This is a genomic window from Marinobacter sp. ES-1 (assembly GCF_000475255.1).
Taxonomy (GTDB): domain Bacteria; phylum Pseudomonadota; class Gammaproteobacteria; order Pseudomonadales; family Oleiphilaceae; genus Marinobacter; species Marinobacter vinifirmus.
On record NZ_AXBV01000062.1, the window covers coordinates 1 to 21,624 of the forward strand.

Here is a 21,624-nt window from a genome sequence, read left to right on the forward strand (position 1 = left end):
GCAAATCTTGCCGACTTTCCACCGTTCTCGTCAGCGGTGTCCGTCAGATACGAAAAGCGTACCCCGTTTGTATAGCCGCGATCGGTTCCGGTAAGCAGGTCGTTATCCCAGGACAGGTTCACGACTTCTGCCTTCAGGCTGGTTGGGAAAACACTAATAACGAAAATCAGCAGGAAGGCACATTCGCAGCGACGACTCAAATCCAGTCTCTCCGGTTGATACAAGAGTTAACGAGCATGGCCTATGTCGAGTCATACCGTTACAACGGCCATTCAATCAGATGTGCAGACTAAGTCGCTTTCCCTCGCTTTTCTAGTTCCCTCCCATCGACGCGGTCAGCTTTTCCGGATTAACGTGCCGCCAGACTGAGGTAAGAACACCCAATTACTTTAAAAGTTCAGCTGTAGTCAATCGACTTTACAGGTACCGGTTCTTTGTGTCAGGTAAGCCTGAGTTACTACACTTTATTCTAATCGCCCCAAGTGTCAGCCAGGTGGTTAGCCGAAACCATCCCCCGTTATTCACGATAACCTCTGATGCGGCCAACCCTTGACTATTAACGAGTGCCGATGGGTGATACTCTCTCGCAAAATATAGCTTTCTACAGGCGGACTTTCGGACTACCCCGCTCGACTACTGTCCAATTTCGGACAGTTAAAACCAGACATTTTTTCTGAGCTTGAAGTTCGCATAGTAAACTGCAAAACTAGAAATTAAGCAGTTGGGGCAGTGGTCATTCTGTCCAGTTAGAGCCATCTCTAACCTGACAAATGTGTGCCCAAACTTGGGATAAAACGTGTAACTAGCGGTGTTAAAAGAACTTTTTTGAACTTCCGCCCGACCTGCAAGTTACTGACGAACAACGATTTAGACCCACCGACCTCACTCCAAACCGCCCCCAATCGGCGCCCTCCGGAGGCAGAGGTCAGAGGTTCGAATCCTCTCGGGCGCGCCATGAATATCAAGGACTTGCGTGAAAACGCAGGTCCTTTTTTTGGCTTGCGCCCAAATGGTGCCCTGGCAGTGCCCTGATATTCAGGCACCCGTACTATCCTTACTGCAATAACCAACTACTCCTGCAACTCATCCATCAACCAGTTCCTGAATGCTTCCATGCCTTTGGTGAGCGGGCGGTGTTTCCGGTAAACCAGGTAAAATGCTTTCTTGGTATCGAGCGGGAGATCAAAAGGCACCACCAGTTTGCCGGATTCGATTTCCCGGGAGATCAGGGTCTGGTCTGCCAGGGCCACGCCGAGATTCTCCTGGGCTGCGGCAGTAGTCAGCTGGCTGCTGGACAGCTGCATGGAGCCTTTGGGGGTAATAAATTCAACCCCGGCCTTCTTCAGCCAGTTATCCCACTCCCAGGTTCGCTTGCTCACGTAGATTAACGTGTGATTAGCCAGGTCTGAGGGTTTCTCAAGCGGTGGCCCGGTCTGCAAGAGGCCAGGGCCGCACACGGGCACCAGCATCACTTTGCGCAGAAACTCCACTTCAATGTCGTCCCACTCGCCATTCCCGTAGTAGACCGCCATGTCTGTGCTGCTTCGATTGAAATCCAGCAACCCCATAGACGCATTGATCTGCAATTCGACATCCGGAAATAACGCACGAAACCGGGACATCCTCGGCATCAACCACCGGATGAGGAAATTGGGGGCCACGCTGATCTGAACCACGCTGGCACCCTGGGTCACCGAGAGCCGTTGCGTCGCCATTTCGATCTCATCGAATGCGTGCTTTACAGACGCCAGGTACTGCTCCCCCTGAGGAGTCAGGGTCACTTTCCGGTTACTGCGATGGAACAGCTCTACGCCTAAAAAATTCTCAAGCGTTTTAACCTGGTGACTGACCGCTGAAGGGGTAACGAACAATTCCTCCGAAGCCCCTGAAAAACTTAGGTTTCTTGCTGACGCCTCGAACATCTTCAAGGCATTTAAAGGTGGAAGTCGACGCATAGGGGCAAACCCTTATTATGAATTTTTCTCAGCATTGCGCTTAGAATTTATCGCTTTTTGATCGGCCTGGAAGCTCGTAGCATAAGCACCATACAAATTGCCAGTTACCCTCAGGAGGCACCATTATGAATCAGCAAGACAGCAACATCGTTACCCAGGCAGAAGTCGACCACTATATCGCCCTGGCGACCGAATACCGCAACCAGTACATCAAAGAGCAGTTCAGCCAACTGGCAAAAAACATTAAAGAGCGCTTTCATGGCATGGCGGCTCGGGTATCTACCAGCCACTGATATCCTGGGCACATCCGAGTAGCCTCCCGGTGTGTCCTGTGCAGCGGGCGGCCAGTACGCTAGGCAATCTTGTGCCGGCGCACCCAGGCCGCCCGAAGCACTTCCGCGATCATCCCCGCAAGAAGCCCGAACACCGGGTCAGCCCATACGGTCACCAGCGCGGTTACGCCTATCACGGGCCAGCACGACGGCCTGGCTGTCCACAAACGTTTCGACGACGCCAGCTCTACAGCAGCGACCAGTAACAGGGCCCCCAGGCCTGCCGCGGGAATGGCCGCAATCACCGAAAGCCCTCCCGGCACCAAAGCCACCAGCAACAGCCCTGCTCCCAGCAAGACGGGTGCCACACCGGTTCTGGCACCGAAGCGATAGTGCGCCGCCAGCCCCCCCGGCTCCGTGGCACATAGGCAAGGCACCAAAGGGCACCAGGCAGAGGTTGGCCAGGCCGGTGCTTATCGACAGGCGCGCCGGCGAAGCCCGATGAGCCTGTTCTCCGAAATAGTCTCCCGCCAGTAATGCGGTTAGCAGGATGGCGTTGGTTAATGTCAGGGCTAACTGTGGCAGTGCCAATACCGAAAACCCTTGCTGCCAGTCACTCAGGCCCGGCAGCTCCGGCCAGTTGAATGCAACGGAATCTGGCATGGCCAGCGAAAGCCCTGGCGAACCCGTTACCGCGCCAACCGCCAAAGATACACCCAACCCGATCAGCGTTGCCGGCCAGGCAGGTAACCGCCACAGAATAAAGACCAGCACCAACAAAGTGGCCAGCCCCGCCAGCCAGGACGTCGCCATCAAGCCCAGGCTCATGCCTGCCAGCAAAAGCCCCAGCCCCAGCTGAAGGCCGCTCAGTATCGACCCCGGAACCAGCCGAGCCACCCGGTTGATCCATCCGGTCACCCCTAACAACAACATGATGGCACCGATCAGAATACCACTGGCCACCAGGCTTTCGTGGCTTACCTGGGTGGTCAGTAATAAGGCGGCAACCGCTTTCATCGGCTGTACCGGGATCGGCAGGCGATAATATAATCCGGTCGCAATGTAAAACACCGCAAAACCCAGCAGCACAGGCACCGGCGCAAGCCCGGCGACCGCAATCACGCCAAGGCTCAGGGGCAACAGCGTGCCGATATCGCCCAGCGCGCCACTGACCTCTCTTGCCCATTCTTTTCGGGTTGTAAGCATGCTGGCTCCTGTTCCACCCGTCTCCCTAACCTGGCAACTCGTCAGGCGTTATAAACCACTCGCCCCAATTCACGGATATCATAGCCACCCAGTGCATCGGCCCGTTGTGCAAAACGCTCACTGCCGGCAAAGGCCAGCAGCTGCTGCATGGCCGGCTCAAAATAGTGGCGCCGGCGCATGGCCAGGTCGAAATGTTCCTGTTGCAGCGGAATAAACGCCAGCCCCTGCCGGCGCGCCGCCGCTTCAATGCCAATGCCGATATCCGCCTCACCCTGTCGGATGGCTAACGCAAGATCATCCTCACTGAGTGACGGGTGCGAAGCCCAGCCGAGTTGCTCTGCATCGATTCGATGGCGGGCAAGCAGGCTCTGCAATAAATGGCTGACACCGGCATCGGGCTGGCGGTGGGCAACCCGAATACCAGGGCGGGCGATATCTTCCAACCGTGCAAGTTTATGGGGATTATCGGCAGCCAGGAGCAGCCCCTGTTGTCGTTTCGCCCACCGGATCAGCACCAGGTCACGCATGCCGCCCAGCCCTAGTGTAGCCGGGTCGTTGTACCGCTGGCTTTCGGCATGCCAGATATGCATACCGGCAAGCAGCGCCCGCCCGTTAATCAGCCGCTGCACACCATCGCCACTGCCCTGGCACAACAACGCCAGTTCCGCTCCGCTTTCCTTCACGGCCCACTCCAGTAGCGGATCCTGGCTACCGGCCAGAACCGGCGGCGTGGGCGCGCTGACAGCGTCGTCCCCCTCCAGGTGGTTCATTAACCACAGATCAATACGCTGGCGCGGAAACAGCAGTTTTCCAGTCACCCGCACACAGGGAATAACGCCCTGACTGACCAGGTCGTAGATTTTGCGCTCCTTCAGGCGCAGATACTCGGCAGCCTCTGCAGTGGTGAGGTAGGTGGGAAGGGACATTGCTCTCTCCTGCTGTCCGGCAAAGCATACTGCTGTTTTTGACTGCATATATTTCAGCAGGCTGTGCAAAGCGTAGTTAGAAACGCCACGATGCTCAAATAATAAGGAGACGCAGCTTTGGAAAACAATGCGTTCTATGTAGCACTCTCGCTACTGGTCAACCTGGATACAGCCCTGTTCCAGATTGTGATGCTGTCGCTACAGGTGTCGCTACTGGCAGTCCTGATCGCCGCTGTGCTGGGCTTTCCCCTTGGCGCAGCGGTCGCGCTTTGGCGCTTCCCCGGGCGGGGCGGGGTCATTGTCATGCTCAACGCCCTGATGGGGTTACCACCGGTGGTTGCAGGGCTGATGGTTTATTTACTGCTTTCCCGCGCCGGCCCGCTGGGCGAACTGGGGCTTCTGTTTACGCCGGGGGCCATGGTCATTGCCCAGGTAGTGCTGGTGTTACCCATCCTGGCCGCCCTTTCGCGCCAGAAGGTCGAAGAGATGCTGGGCGAATACCGGGAGCAGTTTGTTTCTCTGGGCATGTCACGGGCACGCATGATGCCCACGTTATTGTGGGATGCCCGGTTTGCCCTGCTAACCGTGCTGCTGGCCGGCTTTGGCCGGGCCAGTGCGGAAGTCGGCGCGGTAATGATGGTGGGGGGCAACATTGATGGGGTTACCCGGGTAATGACCACCGCTATCGTACTGGAAACCGGCAAGGGCAACCTGCCGCTGGCACTTGGGCTTGGCATTGTGCTGCTGACCCTGGTGATGCTGATTAACGCCGGCGCCTACATGGTCGGTGAACTGACCCGGAGGCGGACAGGATGACCTCATTGAGCGCCTCACATCGGGTTTCCTTAACCATTGCCCCTCCGCCGGCACTGCGGTTTGAGGGCGTGACCTTCAGCCATGAAGACAAGGTGCTGCTGGGGCCCTGTTCCTTCACCCTGGACGGCATTGGCCCCACCCTGGTGATGGGGCCTAACGGAGCCGGAAAAAGCCTGCTCCTGCGATTGGCCCACGGATTGCTTTCGCCCAGTCAGGGGAAGGTCTCGTGGTCCGGCGGGACACCCCCGCGCCAGGCCATGGTCTTCCAGCAACCGGTGCTTCTGCGCCGCTCCGCGGTGGCAAACCTCATCCACGCACTGGCCGTGAATAATGTTCCCCGGCGGGAACGCGGCAAGCTCGCGCTTGGCGCCCTGGAACGCTTTGGCCTGGCCGCCTGCGCAAAGACACCGGCCCGGTTGCTCTCCGGCGGCCAGCAGCAGCGCCTGACGCTGGCCCGGGCCTGGGCACTTTCACCCCAGGTTCTGTTTCTGGATGAGCCCACTTCTGCGCTTGATCCGGCAGCCATCAAGGCGGTAGAGACCGCCGTCCGTGATTTTCACCAGCGGGGAACCCGCATCGTGATGACCACCCACGATATCCACCAGGCCCGGCGCCTTGCCGGCGATGTGTTGTTTTTATCGGGCGGAAAGCTGCGCGAGCACACCCCTGCTGAAACCTTCTTCAACCAGCCCGTTTCCCCACAGGCTCAGGCATTTGTGGCCGGCGAACTGGTCGAATAGTTGTTCCGAAAGATGCCCTTACCCACGAACGGAGAAAACAAAATGAAGAAAACCCTGAACCTGGTACTTGCCGGTGTGACGGCCATGGGCCTGGCACTCAGCGCCCATGCCGAGGATTACATTACCCTGGCCTCGACAACCTCCACCGAGAACTCGGGGCTGTTCGACTCCATCTTGCCCAAGTTTGAAGAAGCCTCCGGTATTGCGGTACGGGTGGTGGCCGTGGGCACCGGCCAGGCGTTTGAACTTGCCCGCCGGGGCGATGCCGACAGCCTTCTGGTGCATGACACGGCCGGCGAGAAGCGGTTTGTCGAAAACGGCTACGCCACCGAGCGCGCTGATGTCATGTATAACGATTTCGTGCTGATTGGCCCGGAGAGTGATCCTGCTGACGTCCGCAGCGCGAAAACGGCAGCGGAAGCCTTCGCAGCCATTGCCAATGCCGAGGCACCCTTCACGTCACGGGGCGACGATAGCGGCACCAACCGCGCTGAACTGCGCCTCTGGGAAAATGCCGGGGTTGAGCCAGGCGGCGACTGGTACCGCGAACTGGGCAGCGGCATGGGGCCAACCCTGAATACCGCAGCGGCCATGGATGCCTATGTCATGTCAGACCGGGCCACCTGGGTAGCCTTCGGCAACCGCCAGAACCTGACCCTGGTCTTTGAAGGCGACGATGTGCTGTTCAACCAGTATGGCAGCCTGTTGCTGTCTGAAGAAAAGCACCCTCACCTCAAGCACGACCTGGCCACCAAGTGGCACAACTGGTTGATTTCAGAAGACGGCCAGCAGGCCATTGCCGACTTCAAGGTGAATGGAGAACAGCTGTTTTTCCCGAACGCCAAATAGGCTAATCTCTGGCAATCTATGTAGAGGCTGCGTTCTGCAGCCTCCATAAGACGGCCAAAGCAAAATGACGATTGATTCCATCCTTCCAGATCCTCAAGACCCCCGGCTGTCCCGTTCAGTCGAGGGCGTTGACGAAACCGGTCAACCGAAGTCGATCAGTGTTATCGAAGAACGCCCCCTGACCATCTACCTGAACAGCCAGGAGATCGTTACGGCCATGACCATCGGCGATCACCCGGAATACCTCGCTCTTGGCTTTTTACTCAATCAGGGCATGCTGAAAGCAACCGACCAGGTTACCGGCATTGATTACGACGAGGAACTGGAAGTGGCCGTGGTTCGCACCGCCGGCACCACAGACGTCGAAGACAAGCTGGAGAAGAAAACCCGCACCTCCGGCTGCGCCGTTGGCACCGTGTTCGGCGATATGATGGCCGGCATTGAAGGCCTGGCACTGCCTGATACCCCGGTGCACACCAGCACCTTCTACGACCTTTCGTACCAGATTAACCACACCCCCAGCCTGTACATGGAAACCGGCGCCATCCATGGCACAGCGCTGTGTCAGGGCCGGAACATCCTGGCTTATATGGAAGACGTGGGGCGCCATAATGCCGTCGACAAGATCGCAGGCTGGATGTATATCAACGGCATTACGGCAGCTGACAAGGTACTCTATACAACCGGCCGCCTGACATCCGAGATGGTGATCAAGACTTCCCTGATGGGCATTCCGACGTTGATCAGCCGGTCCGGCTTCACCGCCTGGGGCGTGGATATTGCCCGTCAGGTCGGGCTGACCCTGATCGGGCGGATGCGAGGCAAGAAGTTCACCTGCCTCAGTGGCCAGCACCGACTGGTGTTCGACCAGGACCTGTCACAGGTGCCGGATGAAGACAAAAAAATGCGTCGAAAAGGGGCTGAACATGAGTAAGTGCGCCGTCATCCTGGCCGGCGGCCAGGCCAACCGCATGGGCGGTGTTGATAAAGGCCGGTTGATGCTGGGCGATCAGTCCCTGATCCAGCGGGTTATCGGCCGAATTACGCCGCAGGTAGACGCCGTGGCGCTAAATGCCAACGGCGACCCGGGCCGCTTCGATGATCTGGGCTTGCCCGTGGTCGCCGACTCCATACCGGATTACGCCGGGCCCCTGGCCGGTATTCTGGCAGGTATGGACTGGGCCGCTGAACAGGGCCATGACTGGCTGTTCAGCGTGGCGGCAGACACGCCGTCATTTCCCCTCGACCTGGTCGAACGCCTGTCCGGCGTCGACGCTCCGGTGGTACTGGCGGCAACTCCGGACCCGGAACGTGGCCGGATACCCCAGCCAACCTTTGGCCGCTGGGATGTTTCGCTGCGGAACGACCTGAGGGCAGCACTGAACGACGGCGTACGCAAAATCCGCCAGTGGACGCTGGCCCATGGTGAGTCGCTGGTGATGTTCGATGAGGTGGACTTTTTCAACATCAACACACCGGAAGACCTGGCCTGGGCGGAGCAGCACCTGAAATGAATGTGATCGGCATCGTAGGCTGGAAAAACTCAGGCAAGACTACCCTGGCCAGCGCAGTGATTCGTGAATTATCCGCCCGGGGCCTGAACGTCAGCTCGATCAAGCACGCCCATCACCTGGTGGATGTGGACCAACCCGGAACCGACAGCTACAAACACCGGGAGGCCGGCGCACAGGAGGTCATCCTGGCGGGCGGCCAGCGCTTTGCCATCATGCATGAACTTCGGGGTGCAAGGGAGCCGACGCTGGACGAGTTGCTAACCCGGCTGGGGCCCTGCGATTGGGTTGTGGTAGAGGGTTTCAAAACCCACTCTCACCCCAAAATCGAGGTGCACCGAAAGGACAGCACCCGCGCCGCCCTGTATCACGAGAACTCCAGCATCGTTGCCGTCGTGGCAGACTATGCTGCGGACTTCCAAGGCCCGGTTTTCGACATTAACGATGTCTCCGGAATCGCTGACTTTATCCTGAAGCGTGAACCGTCATGAGCAGCAGCGCCAATCAAGAAAGCACCGTAAAACCACTTCGCAACGACTGCTTTGCCCTGCCTCCCGGCGTGAACTGGACGCCGGTCGACGAGGCCCTGGAGCGTTTGCGATCCCGTTTGCACCCGGTGGTGGGCATAGAGCGCGAGGTTCCACTGTCGCATCTGAACGGACGCATACTGGCCGCAGACGTTTTTGCGCCAAGGGCCCACCCGCCCAGCAACAATTCCGCGGTTGATGGCTATGCGTTTGCCGGCCCCCTGACCGAAGTGCCTTGCGCACTGCCGCTGGTCGACGGCCGCAGCGCCGCCGGCGAACCCTATAGGGAACAGGTTCCCGTAGGCCACGCTATCCGCATCCTCACCGGCGCAGTCATGCCGGCAGGCACAGACACGGTAGTGCTGGAAGAAGACTGCGAAGTCATCAATGGCCAGTTGCACCTGAACGGCACACTGAAGGCAGGCGCCAACCGGCGCCTGGCCGGAGAGGATATACAGGTGCAGGACCGGATTCTAAACGCCGGTACCCGCCTGACGCCCACCCAGATTTCCGTACTCGCCAGCGTGGGCGTGGAATCCATCGACGTTTACCAGCGCCTGCGGGTTGGCGTGCTGTCGACCGGTGATGAAGTAAAGCCCGTTGGTGCCCCGATCACTGACTGGCAGATATACGATGCCAACCGCCCGATGCTGAGCTCGATGATCACGCAGCTGGGCTATGAACTGATCGACCTGGGCCACGTACTGGACCGGCCTGAAGCCGTGAAAGAGGCGCTGGAGCGCGGCGCGGAACAGTGCGACCTGATCCTCACCAGCGGCGGTGTTTCTGCGGGGGATGAAGACCACGTATCGAAAACCCTGAAAGCCCATGGCGAGATCAGCAACTGGCGCATTGCCATCAAACCCGGCCGCCCCCTGGCCCTGGCCATGTTCAAGGGCACACCCGTGGTGGGCCTGCCGGGTAACCCGGTTGCCGCCTGGGTTTGTGCATTGCGATTTGGCGCACCGGCCATGGCCTTGATGGCCGGTGCGGAATGGTTTGAGCCCCAGGGTTATCTCGTGCCGGCCAACTTTTCCAAGAACAAGAAACCGGGGCGCAGCGAGATGTTGCGCGCCCGGGTTCGCGATGGAAAAGTTGAGGTATTCGGTTCCGAAGGCTCCGGGCGGGTCACCGGCCTGGCCTGGTCTGAGGGCATGGTCGAGCTGGACGAAAGCGCCCGGCAGATCGAACCGGGCACCCCGGTAAAGTTCATTCCCTACGGCAGCTTCGGGCTGTAATCAATCGACGCTGCCGTGCACCGCAAAGGCCTCCAGCGAGGCATCCTGCGGGGCCCGGGAGCGGTAGGTTTCCTCCACGCCCAGATCGGTCAGCCGGCGGCTGACCATCAGCAGGGTATTGTCTTCGAAGTCCTCGCACATGGTGCGCATCTGGTCGATTTCTTCGCAGGCCACGGGGTAGGCCGCATCAATATCCGGCGCGCCGTAGATCTCGACAAAGGTTTGCGCCAGGGTCCGGCGTAACTGCTCCAGTTCCGCTTCGGTGATGTTGCACACCCCCACAAAACTGGCCCGGCCACCAGACTCGATGCTGTACCAGCCGTTGCTGAAGGCTTGGCGGGCCTTGCCCTTCAGGTCTGCTTCGGTCCAGTTGGAAAACTCGAAGCCGCCGGAAATGGCCCACTCACCACTGGGTGCCGGGTTTTCAAAGACATTTTCATCGGATACGTCCAGCCTCAGGGTTCGTGCCAGCTTCATACATGCTCCGCGAATTCAATCAAGCTCACTGTTTCGGTCATCACACCCTCACGCAGCAGCATCCGGCCTTTTTCATCCAGCCCGACGAACAGCCCGGGCTTCGGATACTCGATCGTTTTGCCCAGGGTGTCGCAGCGGGGCCGCCATTCGTTGTGTACCCGCTCGAACCCGCTGTCCAGGAAATAAGTCAGCCATAACAGGGTGTGTTTGGACCAGCTTTCCAGCAACGCCATCGGCGTGATATCCACGCAGCCTTCCTCGTGCAGGCAGGTTTCATTCGGGTTGGCACCCGGCTCACCGCCTGCCGGGATAAAGGGCACATCAATGCCAATCACCAGCCAGTTAGGGAAGGCTTTCGGATCGGATACGTCCGCTGCAAAGCGGACGCTGCCGCAGACAGCACCGTTCACCTTGATACGATCGGGCCACTGGAAATGTACCGGCACTTCCGGTGGGGCCAGGGCGCCGAGGCTCTCGGCCAGGCCAACCTGGGCCACGTAGACTGCCTGGATGGCTTCTTCCAAAGGCGTTTCCGGTGCCAGCACCAGGGCCGCATGCAGGGTGTCGGGGCCCTCCGAGTAGAACACCGTACCCGAATCGACGCCGGCAATGGCCCGGCTGACCGCCTTGGCAAACGGATCCATGTGTCTGGGCACCGCTTCGCCCGTGAGCAACGGCGGGAACTGGGGTGACTGCATCATCGGATGGCCCGGGCGTAGACGTCAGAGGCGATGATTTCATCGGCAATGCGCTGGAAGGCTTTTGCCTGTGGGCTCTCTGGCTTGGAGACCACGATCGGCACACCGCCGTCCGAACCCAGCCGGATATCCAGGTCCAGCGGGATCTCTCCGAGGAAGGGCGCGCCAAGCTTTTCAGCCTCGGCCCGGGCACCGCCGTGTCCGAACGGGTGATGCTCCTTGCCGCAACCGTCACAGATAAACGACGCCATGTTCTCGATCAGCCCGAACAGGGGCACTTCCATCCGCTGGAACATGTCGATGCCTTTGCGCGCATCCATCAGGGCAATGTCCTGGGGCGTGGAGACCACCACGGCACCGGCCACAAAGAATTTCTGGCTCAGGGTCATCTGCACGTCACCGGTCCCCGGGGGCAGGTCCACCAGCAGAACGTCCAGCCGGCCCCACTCCACCTGGTTCATCATCTGTTGCAGGGCCCCCATCAGCATAGGCCCACGCCAGACAATGGCTTCGTCTTCCGGAGCCATCAAACCCAGGGACATCAGGGTTACCCCATGATTGCGCAACGGCAGGATAGTGTGGCCATCGGGGCTGGACGGGCGGCCTGAAACACCCAGCATGCGGGGCTGGCTGGGGCCGTATACGTCGGCATCCAGCAGCCCTACTTTCAGACCTTTCGAGGCCAGCGCAACCGCAAGATTCGACGCCACCGTGGACTTGCCCACGCCGCCCTTACCCGAGGCAATGGCAATAATACGATCAACGCCCTTCGGGTTCTTGTCCTGTGGCCGGGGCGCGTCGGTTCCAATCAGGTTGTCTTTTCCTACTTCGGTGTATTGAACCATGTTACTTCCCGTTTAGTGTTCAGCTGTCCCGATAGTCGTCACTGGTGCGAACCCGGGGGCGCTCACCGCCCGCCATGGGTGCGTTGTTGCCATGGTACTGGGCCTTGACCCGGCAGTCGTCGCACATTTTGATCAGCTGAACATTATCAGATTTGGTGTACATCCAGTGCTGGTTCTCCAGCTTTTCAACAATCCGGTTAATGGTGCTGGCAACACCAAACGGCTTACCACACTGGATGCACTCGAAAGGTTCCTCGCCATGCAACGCCCGGGGGCTCAGCGCGTCCTTCGACAGGTCCAGCCGGGGCTTCAGGGTGATGGCCGTCTCGGGGCAGGTACTCTCGCAGATGCCGCACTGGACGCAGGCGTTTTCGGTAAAGCGGACTTCTGGCCGATCAGGGTGATCGCCCAGAGCCCCGGTAGGGCACAGCGACACACAGGCCAAGCAGAGCGTGCACTTGTCGGAATCAATCTCGACAGCGCCATAGGGTGCGCCGGCCGGCAGCGGAATCGGCGCCTCGATGTTATCTGCCATCGCGTTGGCCGTTACCCGGGTGATATCACGGCGCCCGCCCACCAGCAGTACCGATTCACTCACCCGCCCGGCGTTGTCGCCCGCGGCGCAGAGTTCGATGGCTTCGATAACCCGGACCCGGCTGGGAGAGTTCCGGGTGCCCGTAAGCATGGCCTGGGCCAGTTCAACTTCCGCCGCAACCGCCCGGCGGTCAATCTCGTTGTCGGGCAGGATCAACACTTCCGCATAACCGGCACCGAAGGCTGCCATGATTTCGGCATGGCCAACCCGGTCAATGTGCTCCAGCCCGAGCGGAATCAGGTCGTCTGCCAGGCCATCGTCGTAACGGGCCAGGTAGGCAATCGCCTCAGCGCCGGCGTCCAGGGTATGAAACACCAGCCTCGGGGCCTCGCCAGATTGTTCGCGATAAACCCGGGCCATCACCTCCAGGTTTCGTGTGATGGCTTCGAAGGAGGTCTCGTTCATGGTAATCGCAGAGGTCGGGCAAACCGCCGCGCAGGATCCGCAACCGGCACAGATATCCGAGTCGATCTGGATATGCTCGCCGGCAGAGAAAATGGCCTCGGTGCAGCATACGTCCAGGCAACGGGTACAACCCGGCTGATTGGCCCGGGAATGGGCACACAGGGATTCTTCCAGCCGGAAGTACACGGTCTTCTCGAACTCGCCCACCAACTCCCTTGCGTTCAGGGCAATGCGCTCAAGCTCCCCGGTCCTGGCCGGGTCGGCCCAGAAGTAGCCGTTACGTTTCTCGTGGCTGGGGAATGCCGGGCCCATGCCGCGCAGGTCGATAAAGATGTCACATTCACTGTGGGCGGTGGCTTTCGCCTCGCCGTAACCGGGCTCGCCCCGGCCGGCGGGATTCAGCATCTGCAGGCCGGAAAACTCCAGCTTGAAGTTGCCCAGTGCGCCATAGGCACTGGTCAGCTTGCCCTTCGCCACGTCATAGGCTGCCGAGGGCAGTTGTACCGGCCCCGCATCACTGACGATACAGGTCACACCGAGTTCATCCTGAACCAGTTCGGCCATGCGTATGGCCTGCTCGGTGGGGCCGACAACGCAGCATACGCCGCTGGAACGGATGGTTTTCACCGGTGCCATGGGCGCCGGTAACTGAGCCGCGGCCATCAGCGCTGCCTGCTTGGCATGGAGGCGTTTCGGATTAGCCTGCGGCGCACTCCATCCCGCGCGATCCCGGATATCGAGGGTACTCAGGGGCGCGGAATGCTGGATCTCCGCCTGTATATCCTCGCCCAGGCGCTCGAACAGAGCCGCCTGCTGGCCACAGGCAATAAGTACTTCGTTTGCGCCACTCAGGTGCTCCGCAGCGGTTTTCATGTCTGTGCCGCACAGCTGGTCCACCACGATGACCTGCTCGGCTGCCGCGGCCGCCTGCAGTGCCTTCGGATCAAAGCTCTGTGTTTTGTCACAGGTGCATAACAGTAGGGTCTTGTGTGCCGTCATCAGGAATTTGGCTCTTTTCGTTGTTTTTCTGCGTATACAGATTAATTCTGACTTTCGAGCATGCCACAGGCTTTTACGTAAGGACAATTGGATAATTGTTTGTGTCCTGCTAGCTTAGGGCCATAACAAAACGAGAATTCCCATGAGCAGTCGTACAGAGCATTGGAAACGTGAGTTACAGGTGGGGGCCGTTGTAAGCCGTACCCCGGGGATAACCCGCTGGGCGAAAGACATCTGGAAGCCCGTGGCGGTGATACCCGGCGCTCCGGAGGCGTTCTGGAAAGAGCTGGTTCGCGAGGGCGAAGTGGTCGATTACCACGCGGGCACGGTCACCATGGAGTTGTTCCGCGCGGATGTGGAGGGCTACCTGGTCTCCCTGAATATGGCCGTGCCTTCAGTCTGGATTGTCATGGACAAGGACCAGACCGGCCAGTCCCCGTCTGGCTGGGTGGTCAGCACCGTTACCGCCAGTGCCCATGAGGCGCTGGATTCCCTGGATAGTGGCGAAAGCATTGTCGAACCGGTTCCGATTCCCGAGTCCCTGGCGGCCTGGATCAAGGAGTTTATCGATATGCACTACATCGAGGAGCCCTTCAAGAAACGCCGTCGCAATGAGGTTGCTGTCGACACCGTCGAAGACGGCAAGGGCGACCCCCGGATTCGTCAGGAAAGCGACGTTTACCGCGCCCCTTCCAATATCAAGAAGCCAAGGGTTCACTGATGGCTGAGTCACGTCTTCAGCGCTGGGCGCGCAAAAAGGCCGAAGCGGGCAAACCGGCCGAACCTGTCCCTCCCCAAAGCAATGACCCCGAGCCTTCACCCGAGGAACAGGAGCTCGCCCTCAATGAAGCCCTGCCCGAGCAGGAGGTGCTGGCGAAGTACCACCTGCCCGATCCGGACACCCTTGAACTGGGTGCGGACATCACCGGCTTCATGCGCCAAGAGATTCCGGAATTACTGCGCCGCAAGGCCCTGCGGGCACTGTGGAAAACCAACCCGGTGCTGGCGGTGCTGGACGGCCTGAATGACTACGATGAAGACTATACAGATGCCGCCCTCGCCACCAAAACCGTAAACACCCTGTATAAGGTGGGACAGGGCATGTTCGATAAGAACACCCGCCGTGAAGAACAGGGCGACACACAGATCGAGCCCCGGGCGAGCTCTCCAAACGTGATTCCCCCTGCCCCGAAACAGGCGCCCCCTGTGAGCGCTGACAATGAACCTGCGCCCGAAACCCCGGTCATACCTTCAGCAGAGTCTTATCCGGCCGAGCCGGCAATTTCCGAACCCCGGGAAGAGTGGGAGCCACGCTACAGGCCGAGGATGCGTTTCGAATCCTGACGGCCGGAAGTATGATTGCACCGGATACAGGTTAGGGCTATAACTTACAAATGACTGTCTAAAAGTCGTACAAAAACCCGAAGGAAAGAGACTTGTCTGATACCGCTGTACTTCAATGCCCCCGCTCGATCACTGACGAAGACCGCGCCCGGGCCCAGATCTATCAATTACTGGCTGTATTGTTAAGCAGCCCGCCTTCGGACGAGCTGCTTAAAGGGCTGGCGTCCTTGCAGGGTGACGACACACCTCTGGGTTCCGCCTACAAAAATCTGGCCGCCCTTGCCCAACGTACTACGGCCGTCGACGCCGAGCAGGAGTTCAATAACCTGTTCATTGGCGTAGGCCGGGGTGAGCTGTTGCCCTATGCCAGTTATTACCTGACCGGCTTCCTGAACGAGAAACCGCTGGCAGACCTGCGTACCGACCTGATGGCCCGGGGAATCAAGGTCAGCGACGGCGTTAAAGAACCGGAAGATCACATCGGTACCCTGTGTGAAATCATGGCGGGCATTATTACCGGCGAATTCGCCTGCGACAGCGATGTGTCATCACAGAAAGCTTTTTTTGACGCCCACATGGCAAAGTGGGCGGCGTTGTTTTTTACGGATCTGGAAGAAGCGCAAAGCTCAGTCCTCTACGCTCCGGTCGGCTCGCTGGGCCGTGCCTTTATGGCGGTAGAGGCGGATGCCTTTGCAATTCAATAACCGGGATCTGCCCGATCCCTTAACTCAGGTGGAGGAGTCCGATGGACAGCCCGAAGCGTGAAAACAGTCGGCGCCGTTTCCTGCAACTGGCCGCATCTGCAGCACCCGCTGCTGTTGCCATGGCCGTTGCACCGAACGCTGCAGCCGGGGTGGCAACAGAAGCCCCGAAAAGCAGCGGTCTGCGCGACACTGAACACACTCGCAAGTATTTCGAATCGGCTCGCTTTTAAGGATGCGTGAATCATTCAAGGTTGCGTGATGCTCTTGGATGACCACACCTCCGGAAAACGAGAATAAAAAGAGAGAGGTAGGTGACATGTTACGGAAGAAGACCAACGGGGTTGCGAAAGGCCCCCGTGCGGGATCTTTACTTTCATCCCTCGCTGCCAAGACTATGGACCGTCGTAGTTTTCTGGCGGCTTCCGGTGTAACGGTGGGAGGCCTGGCGGCCTTGTCACTGACGTCGGGCCGGGTTCAGGCTGCAACTCCGTCGAACGAAGGCGGGGAAATTGTCCTTAAAAAGTCTGTGTGTACCCACTGTTCGGTTGGTTGCACCGTGGTTGCCGAGGTTCAGAATGGCACCTGGGTAGGCCAGGAGCCCGGCTGGGACAGCCCGTTCAACCTGGGTTCACACTGTGCCAAGGGCGCTTCTGTGCGCGAACACGCCCACGGCGAGCGACGCCTGAAGTACCCCATGAAGATGGTCAATGGCCAGTGGCAGAAGATCTCCTGGGACGACGCCATCAACGAAATCGGCGACAAGATGTTGCAGATTCGCGATGAGAGCGGCCCGGATTCGGTGTACTGGCTGGGCAGCGCGAAGTTCAACAACGAACAGGCGTACCTCTACCGCAAATTTGCGGCTTACTGGGGTACCAATAACGTCGACCACCAGGCCCGGATCTGCCACTCCACCACAGTTGCCGGTGTAGCCAACACCTGGGGCTACGGTGCGATGACCAACTCGTACAACGACATCCACAATTCCAAGGCCATTTTCATTATCGGGGGCAACCCGGCCGAGGCGCACCCGGTGTCGCTGCTGCACGTCCTGAAAGCCAAGGAAGAGAACAACGCGCCACTTATCGTTTGTGACCCGCGCTTCACTCGTACGGCCGCCCATGCCGACGAATATGTGCGCTTCCGGCCCGGTACCGACGTAGCCCTGGTTTGGGGTCTGCTCTGGCACATCTTCGAAAACGGCTGGGAAGACAAGGAATTCATCCGTACCCGTGTGTACGGCATGGAGCAGATCCGCGAAGAGGTGAAACGCTGGAACCCCGAGGAAGTCGAGCGGGTAACCGGCACCCCTGGCGCGCAGCTTGAGCGTGTCGCCCGTACCCTGGTCAATAACCGTCCGGGAACCGTTATCTGGTGTATGGGTGGCACCCAGCACTCCAACGGTAACAACAACACCCGCGCGTACTGCATCCTGCAGCTGGCGCTGGGCAATATGGGTGTAGCCGGCGGCGGCACCAACATTTTCCGTGGCCACGACAACGTTCAGGGCGCTACCGACCTGGGCGTACTGGCAGATACCCTGCCCGGCTACTATGGCCTGGCGGCCGGCTCCTGGGCCCACTGGGCACGGGTCTGGGAAGAGGACCTGGATTGGCTGAAAGGCCGGTTTGCCACCATGGACAAGAATGGCAAATCCAAGGCCATGATGAACGAGAAGGGCATCCCGGTATCCCGCTGGATTGATGGCGTACTGGAAGCCAAGGAAAACCTCGAGCAGCCCGACAACACCCGGGCCATGGTGCTGTGGGGCCACGCGCCCAACTCGCAGACCCGTATGCTCGAAATGAAAGAAGCCATGGAGAAGCTGGACCTGCTTGTGGTTGTTGACCCGTTCCCGACCGTGTCAGCCGTGCTGCACGATCGCAAAGACGGTGCCTACCTGCTGCCGGCAACCACCCAGTTCGAGACCCGCGGCTCAGTAACTGCCTCGAACCGCTCCCTGCAGTGGCGGGAAAAGGTGGTCGAGCCACTGTTCGACTCCAAGGTCGACCACGAAATCATTAAGCTGTTTGCGGACAAGTTCGGCTTCACCGATCGCATGTTCCGCAATATCGCCATTGAGGGCGACGAACCGGTGGTGGAGGACATCACCCATGAGTTCAACCGGGGCATGTGGACTATCGGCTATACCGGCCAGTCGCCTGAGCGCCTGAAGAAACACATGGCCAACCAGCATCACTTCGACAAGACCACCCTGCGTGCCGTCGGTGGGCCTTGCGATGGCGATATCTACGGTCTGCCATGGCCGTGCTGGGGTACGGCGGAAATGAATCACCCTGGAACGCCGAACCTGTACGACATGTCGTTGCCGGTATCCAAGGGCGGCCTGACTTTCCGCGCACGCTTCGGTGTCGAGCACAACGGCAATAACCTGTTGGCTGACGGCGTGTACTCGAAGGATTCCGACATCAAGGACGGCTACCCCGAGTTCACCATGCAGATGCTGATGGACTTGGGCTGGGATAAAGACCTCACAGCCGAGGAACGTGCCAGCATTGATGCGGTGGCTGGCCCCGAGACCAACTGGAAAACCGACCTGTCCGGCGGCATCCAGCGTGTGGCCATCAAGCACGAGTGCGCACCCTTCGGTAACGCCAAGGCCCGCGCCATCGTCTGGAGCTTCCCGGACCCGGTGCCGCTGCACCGTGAGCCTCTGTACACCAACCGTCGCGACCTGGTCAAGGATTACCCGACCTACGCCGACAAGACCTTCTGGCGGGTTCCGACCCTGTACGAATCCATCCAGCAGAAGGACTTCAGCAAGGACTTCCCCATCATTCTGACCTCCGGCCGTTTGGTCGAGTATGAAGGTGGTGGCGACGAGACCCGCTCGAACCCCTGGCTGGCAGAGCTGCAGCAGGACATGTTCATCGAAGTGAACCCGCGTGATGCCAACAACCTGAACATCCGTGACGGCAACGACGTCTGGGTGTCCGGCCCTGAGGGCGCACGCATCAAGGTTAAGGCCATGGTTACCGAAAGGGTTGGCGAGGGCGTTGCCTTCATGCCATTCCACTTCGGCGGGCACCTGGAAGGAAAAGACCTGAGGGACAAATACCCGAAAGGTGCGGATCCTTACGTACTGGGTGAATCCACTAACACCGTTCAGACATACGGTTACGACTCGGTCACGCAGATGCAAGAGACCAAGTGCACCCTGTGTGCGATCGAGCCAGCATAACAAGAGGTGTAGACCATGGCACTTGAAGGACAAGCAAGAGCAAAATTCCTTTGCGACGCCGAGCGCTGCATCGAATGTAATGCCTGCGTAACGGCCTGTAAAAACGAGCACGAAGTCCCCTGGGGCATCAACCGTCGCCGAGTGGTAACCATCGAAGATGGCAAACCGGGTGAGCGCTCGATCTCGGTAGCTTGCATGCACTGTTCAGACGCGCCCTGTATGGCGGTTTGTCCGGTGGACTGCTTCTACCAGACCGAAGACGGCATCGTGCTGCATTCCAAGGACCTGTGTATCGGTTGTGGCTATTGTTTCTACGCCTGCCCGTTCGGTGCGCCCCAGTTCCCGCAAGCGGGCAACTTTGGCAGCCGCGGCAAAATGGACAAATGCACGTTCTGTGCAGGCGGCCCTGAAGAAGACAATTCCGCAGCCGAGTTCACCAAGTACGGCCGCAACCGTATTGCAGAGGGTAAACTGCCGATCTGTGCGGAAATGTGCTCGACCAAAGCCCTGCTTGCCGGTGACGGCAACGAGGTGGCGGACATCTATCGCCAGCGCGTGGTGAACCGTGGTTTCGGTTCCGGCGCCTGGGGATGGGGCACAGCCTACGAGAAGAAAGGTGCATAAGCTGATCTGAACGAAGTTCCGGAGCTCCCCGAGCTCCGGAACTTCTTCAGTCACAACACCTTCTTGCTGATTCCGCTGGAGTACTCTGATGAACAAACGTCTGTTGGGTGCCGCCACCCTTGTGCTGGCGTCACTGATATTCAACCCTGCCTGGGCGCAAGAGGGCCCGGAGGTTGACCGCACAGCAACCGGGGGTGCCCAGACCCTCGAAGATATCATGCGCCGCCAGGAGCAGCAGAAACTGGACGACAGTTTCCGGTCCGAAAATCTGGGCAATCCTGAGAAGGCGGCACCAATCACAGAACAGCTGGGAACCCGGGGCGGCGTCTCGGATGCCGACACCTGGCGCGCGATTCGCTATAACCAGATCGACCCCACCGTGCAGTCTCCGGGCCCGGCCAATGGCGTCATGATCCAGGACGGGGGCATCAGTTGGTACAAACTGCGGGAAGGACCCATCATCACCTGGGGCGGTGGTGCCCTGCTGGGGATCATCGTGCTGCTCGTGGTGTTCTACTTTGTGCGTGGCAAAATCATGATTGATGGCGGCCCTGCGGGCACGACCATTGAACGATTCAAAGCCATAGAGCGGTTTGGTCACTGGCTGCTGGCCGGCTCGTTCATAGCCCTGGGCGTAACGGGGCTGCTGACCTTGATGGGCCGCAGTTTCCTGATCCCGGTGATCGGGCACGATGCCTTTTCGACCCTCGCAGTCGGTTCAAAGTGGCTTCACAACAACATTGCCTGGGCATTCATGCTCGGCCTGGTTATGACATTTGTGATGTGGGTAGCGCATAACATACCCGACAAACTAGATTGGCAGTGGATCAAGGCGGGGGGCGGCATCTTCACCAAGGGCCATCCATCGGCCAGGAAATTCAACGCAGGCCAGAAGGTCGTTTTCTGGACCGTGATGCTGCTGGGTGTGTCTGTCTCGCTTTCCGGATTATCCCTGCTGTTCCCGTTCCAGATGCCTCTTTTCGGCGACACCTTCGGTGTTATCAACAGTATTCTGGGCACGGGCCTGCCAACAGAGCTGACACCACACGAGGAAATGCAATATGCCAACATCTGGCATTCGATCGTGGCATTCGTGATGATGCTGGCCATCATCGCCCATATCTATATCGGCACTGTTGGTATGGAAGGCGCATTCGATGCGATGGGTAGCGGCCAGGTTGACCTGGAATGGGCTCGCCAGCACCACGACCTCTGGGTAGAAGAGGAAGAGGCCAAACAAGGCAAAGGAGGATCATCATGAAGGTAATGATTTCCGCATTTGTCGCAGCATTGATCATAGCCTCGCTCGCCCCGGTTGTTCTGAACCAGTTCGGCTGGTCTTCAGCGGAACAGGGCAGCAGTGAGAGTGTACGACTTGACTGATCAAACCGAGGTATACCAGATCGACGCCGTCGGTTTGGTATGCCCCCTCCCTATTCTCCGCTTCAAGAAACGCACCCAGGGGTTACCCAGCGGCACCCAGGTCGAGTTCCTGGCCGATGACCCCAGTGGCCGTAAGGACATGCAGGCGCTGTGCGATATCACAGGGCACCGGATTGAATGGATTCGCGAGGAGGAGGCCGGCGTGCTCCGTTATCGGATTTGCCTGGCTTAGAGAGAATGCCTTTGGATTCTTTCTGCAGACTTTCATTTTCCCCAGACCTGAAATGAAAAAACCCCCGGCAGCAACG

The 21,624-nt window shown here is 59.1% G+C and carries 24 protein-coding genes and 1 pseudogene; 17 read left to right on the top strand and 8 right to left on the bottom strand.

Features of this window, described 5'->3' with window-relative positions; translation table 11 throughout:
• Positions 1–200, bottom strand: a 200-nt coding sequence (locus tag Q668_RS11755; protein ID WP_022989801.1) for a lipid A-modifier LpxR family protein, incomplete at its 3' end; no start/stop codon positions are given.
• Positions 201–1,070: 870 nt separating this feature from the next.
• Positions 1,071–1,955 carry a transcriptional regulator GcvA gene (gene gcvA / locus Q668_RS11760; protein ID WP_036219850.1) on the bottom strand — a complete coding sequence of 295 codons (885 nt, stop codon included), beginning with the start codon at positions 1,953–1,955 and terminating at the stop codon, positions 1,071–1,073.
• 125 nt (positions 1,956–2,080) lie between these two features.
• On the opposite strand from gcvA, the gene Q668_RS17215 reads away from it, so the two are divergent.
• The gene (locus tag Q668_RS17215) at positions 2,081–2,248 is read left to right on the top strand and encodes an RSP_7527 family protein (RefSeq protein WP_022989803.1); all 168 of its coding nucleotides are present in this window, start codon (positions 2,081–2,083) and stop codon (positions 2,246–2,248) included.
• 59 nt (positions 2,249–2,307) lie between these two features.
• On the opposite strand, the pseudogene Q668_RS11765 reads toward Q668_RS17215, so the two are convergent.
• Positions 2,308–3,433: pseudogene (locus tag Q668_RS11765) on the bottom strand (molybdate transporter family protein).
• Between the two features lie 41 nt (positions 3,434–3,474).
• Positions 3,475–4,359 carry a helix-turn-helix transcriptional regulator gene (locus Q668_RS11770; protein ID WP_022989805.1) on the bottom strand — a complete coding sequence of 295 codons (885 nt, stop codon included), beginning with the start codon at positions 4,357–4,359 and terminating at the stop codon, positions 3,475–3,477.
• Positions 4,360–4,476: 117 nt separating this feature from the next.
• On the opposite strand from Q668_RS11770, the gene Q668_RS11775 reads away from it, so the two are divergent.
• The 7 genes from Q668_RS11775 (at position 4,477) to Q668_RS11805 (ending at position 10,040) form a co-directional block, all read left to right on the top strand.
• Positions 4,477–5,175, top strand: a complete 699-nt coding sequence (locus tag Q668_RS11775) for an ABC transporter permease (protein ID WP_022989806.1) — start codon at positions 4,477–4,479, stop codon at positions 5,173–5,175.
• The gene (locus Q668_RS11780; RefSeq protein ID WP_022989807.1) at positions 5,172–5,915 is read left to right on the top strand and encodes an ATP-binding cassette domain-containing protein; all 744 of its coding nucleotides are present in this window, start codon (positions 5,172–5,174) and stop codon (positions 5,913–5,915) included. Before Q668_RS11775 ends, Q668_RS11780 begins: the two co-directional genes overlap by 4 nt.
• A gap of 42 nt (positions 5,916–5,957) precedes the next feature.
• Positions 5,958–6,764, top strand: coding sequence for a substrate-binding domain-containing protein (locus tag Q668_RS11785; RefSeq protein WP_022989808.1), 807 nt, complete (start codon positions 5,958–5,960; stop codon positions 6,762–6,764).
• A 64-nt stretch (positions 6,765–6,828) separates the two neighbouring features.
• Positions 6,829–7,698, top strand: a complete 870-nt coding sequence (locus Q668_RS11790) for a formate dehydrogenase accessory sulfurtransferase FdhD (protein ID WP_022989809.1) — start codon at positions 6,829–6,831, stop codon at positions 7,696–7,698.
• Positions 7,691–8,278, top strand: coding sequence for a molybdenum cofactor guanylyltransferase MobA (gene mobA / locus Q668_RS11795; protein ID WP_022989810.1), 588 nt, complete (start codon positions 7,691–7,693; stop codon positions 8,276–8,278). Before Q668_RS11790 ends, mobA begins: the two co-directional genes overlap by 8 nt.
• The gene (gene mobB / locus Q668_RS11800; protein ID WP_022989811.1) at positions 8,275–8,766 is read left to right on the top strand and encodes a molybdopterin-guanine dinucleotide biosynthesis protein B; all 492 of its coding nucleotides are present in this window, start codon (positions 8,275–8,277) and stop codon (positions 8,764–8,766) included. Before mobA ends, mobB begins: the two co-directional genes overlap by 4 nt.
• Positions 8,763–10,040, top strand: a complete 1,278-nt coding sequence (locus Q668_RS11805; RefSeq protein ID WP_022989812.1) for a molybdopterin-binding protein — start codon at positions 8,763–8,765, stop codon at positions 10,038–10,040. The genes mobB and Q668_RS11805 overlap by 4 nt, the downstream gene beginning before the upstream one ends.
• Here Q668_RS11805 and Q668_RS11810 read toward each other — a convergent pair whose 3' ends face one another.
• Genes Q668_RS11810 through Q668_RS11825 form a run of 4 tightly spaced genes read right to left on the bottom strand, consistent with a single transcriptional unit; the run spans position 10,041 to position 14,059 of the window.
• The gene (locus Q668_RS11810; protein WP_022989813.1) at positions 10,041–10,517 is read right to left on the bottom strand and encodes a DUF6505 family protein; all 477 of its coding nucleotides are present in this window, start codon (positions 10,515–10,517) and stop codon (positions 10,041–10,043) included.
• Entirely contained in the window at positions 10,514–11,218 is a 705-nt protein-coding gene (locus Q668_RS11815; RefSeq protein ID WP_022989814.1) for a biotin/lipoate--protein ligase family protein, read from the bottom strand. Before Q668_RS11815 ends, Q668_RS11810 begins: the two co-directional genes overlap by 4 nt.
• The gene (locus Q668_RS11820) at positions 11,215–12,060 is read right to left on the bottom strand and encodes an Mrp/NBP35 family ATP-binding protein (protein ID WP_022989815.1); all 846 of its coding nucleotides are present in this window, start codon (positions 12,058–12,060) and stop codon (positions 11,215–11,217) included. The genes Q668_RS11815 and Q668_RS11820 overlap by 4 nt, the downstream gene beginning before the upstream one ends.
• A 19-nt stretch (positions 12,061–12,079) precedes the next feature.
• On the bottom strand, positions 12,080–14,059 hold the full coding sequence (locus Q668_RS11825) for a 4Fe-4S binding protein (protein WP_022989816.1): 1,980 nt from the start codon (positions 14,057–14,059) through the stop codon (positions 12,080–12,082).
• Positions 14,060–14,201: 142 nt separating this feature from the next.
• Between Q668_RS11825 and Q668_RS11830 the strand changes: the two genes are divergently transcribed.
• The 9 genes from Q668_RS11830 to Q668_RS11870 all read left to right on the top strand — a co-directional run bounded on the left by Q668_RS11830 (position 14,202) and on the right by Q668_RS11870 (position 21,548).
• Positions 14,202–14,780: a DUF3305 domain-containing protein gene (locus Q668_RS11830; protein ID WP_036219853.1), complete on the top strand. Its 579-nt coding sequence runs from the start codon at positions 14,202–14,204 to the stop codon at positions 14,778–14,780.
• The gene (locus Q668_RS11835) at positions 14,780–15,403 is read left to right on the top strand and encodes a DUF3306 domain-containing protein (RefSeq protein WP_022989818.1); all 624 of its coding nucleotides are present in this window, start codon (positions 14,780–14,782) and stop codon (positions 15,401–15,403) included. Before Q668_RS11830 ends, Q668_RS11835 begins: the two co-directional genes overlap by 1 nt.
• 92 nt (positions 15,404–15,495) lie before the next feature.
• On the top strand, positions 15,496–16,107 hold the full coding sequence (locus Q668_RS11840) for a molecular chaperone (RefSeq protein ID WP_022989819.1): 612 nt from the start codon (positions 15,496–15,498) through the stop codon (positions 16,105–16,107).
• Positions 16,108–16,148: 41 nt separating this feature from the next.
• The gene (locus tag Q668_RS11845; protein WP_022989820.1) at positions 16,149–16,337 is read left to right on the top strand and encodes a hypothetical protein; all 189 of its coding nucleotides are present in this window, start codon (positions 16,149–16,151) and stop codon (positions 16,335–16,337) included.
• A gap of 86 nt (positions 16,338–16,423) precedes the next feature.
• On the top strand, positions 16,424–19,309 hold the full coding sequence (locus Q668_RS11850; RefSeq protein WP_036219855.1) for a formate dehydrogenase subunit alpha: 2,886 nt from the start codon (positions 16,424–16,426) through the stop codon (positions 19,307–19,309).
• Between the two features lie 15 nt (positions 19,310–19,324).
• Positions 19,325–19,933: a formate dehydrogenase FDH3 subunit beta gene (fdh3B, locus tag Q668_RS11855; RefSeq protein ID WP_036219858.1), complete on the top strand. Its 609-nt coding sequence runs from the start codon at positions 19,325–19,327 to the stop codon at positions 19,931–19,933.
• Positions 19,934–20,021: 88 nt separating this feature from the next.
• The gene (locus Q668_RS11860) at positions 20,022–21,194 is read left to right on the top strand and encodes a formate dehydrogenase subunit gamma (RefSeq protein ID WP_022989823.1); all 1,173 of its coding nucleotides are present in this window, start codon (positions 20,022–20,024) and stop codon (positions 21,192–21,194) included.
• Positions 21,191–21,316, top strand: a complete 126-nt coding sequence (locus Q668_RS17615) for a hypothetical protein (RefSeq protein WP_022989824.1) — start codon at positions 21,191–21,193, stop codon at positions 21,314–21,316. The genes Q668_RS11860 and Q668_RS17615 overlap by 4 nt, the downstream gene beginning before the upstream one ends.
• Positions 21,300–21,548, top strand: a complete 249-nt coding sequence (locus Q668_RS11870; protein ID WP_022989825.1) for a sulfurtransferase TusA family protein — start codon at positions 21,300–21,302, stop codon at positions 21,546–21,548. The genes Q668_RS17615 and Q668_RS11870 overlap by 17 nt, the downstream gene beginning before the upstream one ends.
• Positions 21,549–21,624 lie beyond the last annotated feature (76 nt).

Coding starts and splice junctions, on each gene's coding strand:
- Q668_RS11850 (WP_036219855.1), top strand. CDS start 16,424: ATGTTACGGAAGAAGACCAACGGGGTTGCGAAAGGCCCCCGTGCGGGA.
- Q668_RS11845 (WP_022989820.1), top strand. CDS start 16,149: ATGGACAGCCCGAAGCGTGAAAACAGTCGGCGCCGTTTCCTGCAACTG.
- Q668_RS11830 (WP_036219853.1), top strand. CDS start 14,202: ATGAGCAGTCGTACAGAGCATTGGAAACGTGAGTTACAGGTGGGGGCC.
- Q668_RS11785 (WP_022989808.1), top strand. CDS start 5,958: ATGAAGAAAACCCTGAACCTGGTACTTGCCGGTGTGACGGCCATGGGC.
- Q668_RS11790 (WP_022989809.1), top strand. CDS start 6,829: ATGACGATTGATTCCATCCTTCCAGATCCTCAAGACCCCCGGCTGTCC.
- Q668_RS11820 (WP_022989815.1), bottom strand. CDS start 12,060: ATGGTTCAATACACCGAAGTAGGAAAAGACAACCTGATTGGAACCGAC.
- mobB (WP_022989811.1), top strand. CDS start 8,275: ATGAATGTGATCGGCATCGTAGGCTGGAAAAACTCAGGCAAGACTACC.
- gcvA (WP_036219850.1), bottom strand. CDS start 1,955: ATGCGTCGACTTCCACCTTTAAATGCCTTGAAGATGTTCGAGGCGTCA.
- Q668_RS11815 (WP_022989814.1), bottom strand. CDS start 11,218: ATGATGCAGTCACCCCAGTTCCCGCCGTTGCTCACGGGCGAAGCGGTG.
- Q668_RS11835 (WP_022989818.1), top strand. CDS start 14,780: ATGGCTGAGTCACGTCTTCAGCGCTGGGCGCGCAAAAAGGCCGAAGCG.
- fdh3B (WP_036219858.1), top strand. CDS start 19,325: ATGGCACTTGAAGGACAAGCAAGAGCAAAATTCCTTTGCGACGCCGAG.
- Q668_RS11810 (WP_022989813.1), bottom strand. CDS start 10,517: ATGAAGCTGGCACGAACCCTGAGGCTGGACGTATCCGATGAAAATGTC.
- Q668_RS17215 (WP_022989803.1), top strand. CDS start 2,081: ATGAATCAGCAAGACAGCAACATCGTTACCCAGGCAGAAGTCGACCAC.
- Q668_RS11860 (WP_022989823.1), top strand. CDS start 20,022: ATGAACAAACGTCTGTTGGGTGCCGCCACCCTTGTGCTGGCGTCACTG.
- Q668_RS11825 (WP_022989816.1), bottom strand. CDS start 14,059: ATGACGGCACACAAGACCCTACTGTTATGCACCTGTGACAAAACACAG.
- Q668_RS11770 (WP_022989805.1), bottom strand. CDS start 4,359: ATGTCCCTTCCCACCTACCTCACCACTGCAGAGGCTGCCGAGTATCTG.
- mobA (WP_022989810.1), top strand. CDS start 7,691: ATGAGTAAGTGCGCCGTCATCCTGGCCGGCGGCCAGGCCAACCGCATG.
- Q668_RS11780 (WP_022989807.1), top strand. CDS start 5,172: ATGACCTCATTGAGCGCCTCACATCGGGTTTCCTTAACCATTGCCCCT.
- Q668_RS17615 (WP_022989824.1), top strand. CDS start 21,191: ATGAAGGTAATGATTTCCGCATTTGTCGCAGCATTGATCATAGCCTCG.
- Q668_RS11805 (WP_022989812.1), top strand. CDS start 8,763: ATGAGCAGCAGCGCCAATCAAGAAAGCACCGTAAAACCACTTCGCAAC.